The sequence below is a fragment of the Streptomyces sp. NPDC003016 genome (assembly GCF_053591455.1).
On the sequence record NZ_JBSFTV010000087.1, the window covers coordinates 1 to 5,328 of the forward strand.

Here is a 5,328-nt window from a genome sequence, read left to right on the forward strand (position 1 = left end):
TTTCCCTTTCCGGCGACTCCGACTCTACCAGATCCTTTCGGACCCGATCCCCGGCCGGCGGGGTTTGCCTTTCCGGCCGCTGGGCCGTTCCGACGAGTGAGACTTTAGCGGAATCCTGGCTCCCGAGCTAATCGGGAGCGTTCCTTCGAACGCGGATTCTCCATTTCGCAAATGCGCACAAAAGCGGGACGACAACTGTCGTTCGCTCTAGTGGTTACTGCGGAATGGCTGTCCGGGGCCGGCCGGGGCCGGGGCTCACGTCGGACAACTCGGGGAACACTACGTAGGTGTCAATCCGCTGTCAACCGAGGGCCCCGCCGCTATGGTGGATGCCATGACTTCGCGTACGTACACCCAGGGGTGGCGGGCCGCCTGACGGCGGCCGGCAGACACGTATGCGCTCAACGGCCGCCGCTTCGGCGGCCGTTCGTGTTTCTCCCTCCGGGAGGGCGGCCGCCGGTGGCAGCGGCTCCTACCAGGAGGCAAGAGAGATGACGCGGATCTTCAGCGGGGTCAAGCCGACCGGGCACCTGACGCTGGGCAACTACCTCGGGGCCGTGCGGCGGTGGGCCGAGACCGATCAGCATCGGGCCGACGCACTGTTCTGTGTCGTGGACCTGCACGCGCTGACCGTCGAACACGATCCGGCACGGGTACGGCGGCTCAGTCGGCAGGCCGCCACGTTGCTGCTGGCCGCCGGGCTCGATCCGGCGCTGTGCACCGTATTCGTGCAGAGCCATGTGGATGAGCACGCGCGGCTGTCGTACGTACTGGAATGCACGGCCACGGACGGCGAGCTGCGGCGGATGATCCAGTACAAGGAGAAGAGCGCGCGGGCGCGGGCGGCCGGGGAGAGTGTGCGGCTGTCGCTGCTGACGTATCCGGTGCTGATGGCGGCGGACATCCTGGCGTACGGGACCGATGAGGTGCCGGTGGGGGACGACCAGACTCAGCATGTGGAGCTGACCCGGGATCTGGCGGTGCGGTTCAACCAGCGGTACGGGCACACCTTCGTGGTGCCGAAGGCCACGCGTCCGGAGGTGGCTGCCCGGGTCATGGACCTTCAGGAGCCGACTTCGAAGATGGGGAAGTCGCACGCGGCCACCGCGGGGATCGTCTATCTGCTCGATGAGCCCGAGGTGGCACGGAAGAAGATCATGCGGGCCGTGACGGACAGTGGGCGCGAGGTGGAGTACGACCGGGAGGAGAAGCCCGGGGTCGCGAATCTGCTGGATGTGCTCGCGGCTTGCGAGAGGGGGAACCCGGAGGAGTTGGCCGGTGTATACGAGTCGTACGGAGCGTTGAAGAAGGACACCGCGGAGGCTGTCGTCGAGCTGCTGCGGCCGGTCCGGGAACGGCACGCGGAGCTGGCGGCCGATCCCGGTTATGTGGATCAGGTGCTGAGGGAGGGGGCGGAGCGGGCCCGGGGGATGGCGCGGCCGACGGTGGACGCCGCTTATCGGGCCATTGGGCTGCTGCCTGCGGGCTGAGGAGGGCGGCGGCGGGGCGCTGGGTGATGAACCGGCGCTGCGGGGTGGTGCCGGTGGTCGCTGAGAAGTGGCGGGCGAGGGAACGGGGGGACATGACGGCGCGGGCTGCGAGGCCGGTGAGGGTGAGTGGTTCGTGCGGGTGGCGCAGGGTGTATTCGCGTACGGAGGCGAGGGTGTCCGGTCGTCTTCGTGCGGCACGACTCGCCTGGGCCTGATTCGCCGCTGCGGGACGGGCACGAGGGGAACGGCCGCGAGGGGAACGGGCCCAAGGAGTACGTGGAGCAGCGGCGCGGGAAGGGCGTCGGACTCCTACGGGGCGGTGGATCTGGATGTGTGGCTGAAGGGGGTGGGGGTGGGGTGGTCGCTGGGCGCCGATGAGCCGGCGTGGGGCACCGCCGTGTCGCTGCACGGCACGGCGGTGGATTCGCGCGGGTGGTGGGGAGGGAGGAGCAGGTGGGGTCAGCCGTTGCCTGAGGCGAGCTCGCGGCTGCGGTCGCGGGCCGCTTCCAGGGCTGCGATGAGAGCGGCTCGTACACCGTGGTTCTCGAGTTCGCGGATCGCGTTGATGGTGGTGCCGGCGGGGGATGTCACTGCCTCGCGGAGCTTCACCGGGTGTTCGCCGCTGTCGCGGAGCATCACGGCCGCGCCGATGGCTGCCTGGACGATCAGGTCGTGGGCCTGGGCGCGGGGCAGGCCGAGGAGGATGCCGGCGTCGGTCATCGCCTCGACGAGGTAGTAGAAGTACGCCGGGCCGGAGCCGGAGAGGGCGGTGGCCGCGTCCTGCTGGGACTCGGGGACGCGGAGCGTCTTGCCCACGCCGCCGAAGATCTCCTCGGTGTGGAGGAGGTGCTCGGGGGTGGCGTGGGTGCCGGCCGAGATGACGGACATCGCCTCGTCCACGAGAGCCGGGGTGTTCGTCATGACGCGGACGACCGGGGTGTTGGGGGCGAGGCGCTCTTCGAAGTAGGCGGTGGGAATGCCGGCGGCGCCGCTGATGACCAGGCGGTCGGCGGGGACGTGGGGGGCGAGTTCGTCGAGGAGCTTGCCCATGTCCTGCGGCTTGACCGTGAGGATGAGGGTGTCGGCGCGCTTGGCGGCGTCGGCGTTGGTCACCGGCTCTACGCCGTAACGGGTGCGGAGCTCTTCGGCACGCTCGGGGCGGCGGGCGGTGACCAGGAGGTCGGCGGGGCGCCAGCCGGCTCGGATCATTCCGCTGAGCAGGGCCTCGCCGATTTTTCCGGTGCCGAGGACTGCGACTGTCTGGGTCATGCGGTTCACCTCGCCGGTGGATGCGTCTGGTGTGTCTGGTGTGTCTTGTTTCTCTGTCGTTCGGGGGACATCTTCGCACCGGGGGGTGGGGTGGGGGCGGGGTGTCCGGTGGGCGGAATGGGGTGGGGTGGGCCGCTGCGCGGGCTGCTCTCCTATCCGCCCCTTCCCGAAACTGGGGGCGAGCCCCCAGGCCCCCTCTTCCTCTTTTTCTTTGTCCTCAATCGCCGGACGGGCTTGAGGTGACCGGGCGGGCTTGAGGTGACCGGGCTGAGATGAGGGGCCGGGCGGGGATGAGGGGCCGGGCGGGGATGAGGTGGTGTGGTGGAGCTGAGTCATGTGGTGCGGCGGCGGAGGGTGGCCGCGCCCAGGGTGAGGACCAGGAGGGCTACGGCCGCGACGATCGCGGCGTCCCGGACGAAGGTGAGCGTCACGTCCGTGTGGCGCAGGACTTCGCTCATGCCGTCCACGGCGTACGACATGGGGAGCACGTTCGAGATCGCCTCCAGGACCGGCTGCATCGTGTCGCGGGGAGTGAACAGGCCGCACAGGAGCAGCTGCGGGAAGATCACCGCCGGCATGAACTGGACCGCTTGGAATTCCGACGCCGCGAAGGCCGAGACGAACAGGCCCAGTGCTGTGCCCAGCAGCGCGTCGAGGAGGGCGATCAGGAGCAGCAGCCAGGGGGAGCCGACCACGTCCAGGCCCAGGAACCAGAGGGAGACGCCTGTGGCCAGGGCTGATTGGACTACGGCCAGGAGGCCGAAGGCCAGGGCGTAGCCCGCGATCAGGTCGGCCTTGGCCAGGGGCATGGCGAGGAGACGTTCGAGGGTGCCCGAGGTGCGTTCTCGCAGGGTGGCGATCGATGTCACCAGGAACATGGTGATGAGGGGGAAGATCCCGAGCAGGGACGCGCCGATGGAATCGAAGGTCCGCGGTGACGCGTCGAAGACGAAGCGCAGCAGCGTGATCATCACTACCGGGATGAGGAGCAGGAGCGCGATCGTCCGGGGGTCGTGGCGCAGCTGGGTCAGGACGCGGGCGGCTGTGGCGAGGGTGCGGGAAGCGTTCATCGGGTTGCCTCCCGGCGGGAGTTCGCCTCGTCGACCAGGTGGAGGAATGCCTCTTCGACCGTGGCGCGGCGCGTACGGGAGCGGAGGGCTTCGGGGGTGTCCTCGGCCAGGATCTCGCCCTCGCGCATGAGGAGGAGGCGGTGGCAGCGCTCGGCCTCGTCCAGCACGTGGGAGGAGATGAGGAGGGTGGCGCCGCGGTTCGCGAGGGTGTGGAAGAGGTTCCACAGATCGCGGCGCAGGACCGGGTCGAGGCCGACGGTCGGCTCGTCCAGGACGAGGAGTTCGGGCGTGGCGAGGAGGGCTACGGCCAGGGACACGCGGCTGCTCTGGCCGCCGGAGAGGCTGCCGGCCAGGGCGGTTTGGTGCGAGGTGAGGTCGACGTCGGCGATGGCGCGGGTGACGGCGTCGTGGCGGGCTTCGCGGTGGTCGCGGCCGGGCTGGAGAACGGCCGCGAAGTAGTCCAGGTTCTGTCGGACCGTGAGGTCGGCGTAGACGGAGGGGGCTTGGGTCACGTAACCGATGCGGGGACGGAGCGTCGCGTCGCCGGCCGGGCGGCCCAGGACTTCGAGGGTGCCGGTGACTTTGGCCTGGGTGCCGACGATGGCTCGTACGAGGGTCGTTTTGCCGCAGCCGGAGGGGCCCAGGAGGCCGGTGATTCTCCCTCGGGGGACGGCGAAGTCGAGGTTTCGCAGGACGGTGCGCCGGCCTCGTACGACGGTGAGGCCGTGGGCCGTCACGGCAGCCCCGTCTGCCGTGACGGCGGGTTCGGGGGCGTAATTCATCATGTGTTGAATAATGCTCCCGGTGGTGGTGTGCGTCAAGGTTCCGTCCGGGCGGTTGATACGCCGCTGGTCGCGGGCCAGTGTGGTGGCGGGTCGCGGCTCGTGGAGCCGTGGAGCCGTGGAGCCGTGGAGCCGTGGAGCCGTGGAGCCGTGGAGCCGTGGAGCCGTGGAGCCGTGGAGTCAGCCCGCGGGAGGTGGCGGGTCGGGGTGGGGTGGCGGAGTGGCAGGCGCAGGGTGCGGACCGTGGAACGTGTGATCTGCTCCTTCACTCGGGCGGCCGTGCGGTCGGTGAGGATGCGGCCACGGGGCTGCTCGCCGGCGCGTACGCGCTGGATCATGTACCGGAACTTCAAGGGCTCGGGCTCTTGGTCCCGGGTCTCCGCGATGACGGGCTCGGCGGCGTACACGCCCGTGGGCACGCCGCGTCCACGCGGATGCGGCCCGCGCCGTCGCGGGCCGGGCCGGCGGTGGCCGCCAGCTCGGTGTTCGCGGTCGTCGCGCCGGCCCGGACGACGGTGTCGGCGTCGACCGTGTCGGAGGCGTCGGCGTGGCGGTCGTACGGGGGCGTACGGCCGTCGTCCGTGGTGACGGGTGGGCGGCCGGGGTGATGGTGGTGGCGCGGGGGGGGTGTCTCTATGTCCTTCGTCAAGGATGTGGTGACGGTTTTGAGGCTGTCTGGGGTGGTTATGCGGCGAGGGTGACGGTGGGGGTTCTGGA

Annotated in this window: 5 protein-coding genes and 1 pseudogene; 2 read left to right on the forward strand and 4 right to left on the reverse strand. The window is 70.0% G+C overall.

The features are described from left to right. Positions 1-491: 491 nt before the first annotated feature. Positions 492-1,490 carry a tryptophan--tRNA ligase gene (trpS, locus tag ACWDZ4_RS34890; protein ID WP_451512401.1) on the forward strand — a complete coding sequence of 333 codons (999 nt, stop codon included), beginning with the start codon at positions 492-494 and terminating at the stop codon, positions 1,488-1,490. 171 nt (positions 1,491-1,661) lie between these two features. Then, positions 1,662-1,964: pseudogene (locus tag ACWDZ4_RS34895) on the forward strand (cysteine hydrolase family protein); the annotation flags it as partial. Here ACWDZ4_RS34895 and proC read toward each other — a convergent pair. From proC to ACWDZ4_RS34915, 4 genes are all read right to left on the reverse strand, one after another. Next, positions 1,950-2,759, reverse strand: coding sequence for a pyrroline-5-carboxylate reductase (gene proC, locus ACWDZ4_RS34900; RefSeq protein WP_344494941.1), 810 nt, complete (start codon positions 2,757-2,759; stop codon positions 1,950-1,952). The pseudogene ACWDZ4_RS34895 and the gene proC sit on opposite strands and share 15 nt — an antisense overlap. Positions 2,760-3,091: 332 nt before the next feature. Beyond that, a complete protein-coding gene (locus ACWDZ4_RS34905) occupies positions 3,092-3,829 on the reverse strand; it encodes an ABC transporter permease (RefSeq protein WP_451512402.1) in 738 nt (245 codons plus the stop codon). After that, entirely contained in the window at positions 3,826-4,614 is a 789-nt protein-coding gene (locus ACWDZ4_RS34910; protein ID WP_451512403.1) for an ABC transporter ATP-binding protein, read from the reverse strand. Before ACWDZ4_RS34910 ends, ACWDZ4_RS34905 begins: the two co-directional genes overlap by 4 nt. A 346-nt stretch (positions 4,615-4,960) precedes the next feature. Continuing rightward, complete coding sequence (locus tag ACWDZ4_RS34915; RefSeq protein WP_451512404.1) at positions 4,961-5,260, reverse strand: hypothetical protein; 300 nt, start codon at positions 5,258-5,260, stop codon at positions 4,961-4,963. Positions 5,261-5,328: the final 68 nt, after the last annotated feature.

Bases quoted from the DNA above. Each gene is read 5' to 3' on its own strand.
- trpS (WP_451512401.1), top strand. From the start codon at position 492: ATGACGCGGATCTTCAGCGGGGTCAAGCCGACCGGGCACCTGACGCTG.
- ACWDZ4_RS34910 (WP_451512403.1), bottom strand. From the start codon at position 4,614: ATGATGAATTACGCCCCCGAACCCGCCGTCACGGCAGACGGGGCTGCC.
- proC (WP_344494941.1), bottom strand. From the start codon at position 2,759: ATGACCCAGACAGTCGCAGTCCTCGGCACCGGAAAAATCGGCGAGGCC.
- ACWDZ4_RS34905 (WP_451512402.1), bottom strand. From the start codon at position 3,829: ATGAACGCTTCCCGCACCCTCGCCACAGCCGCCCGCGTCCTGACCCAG.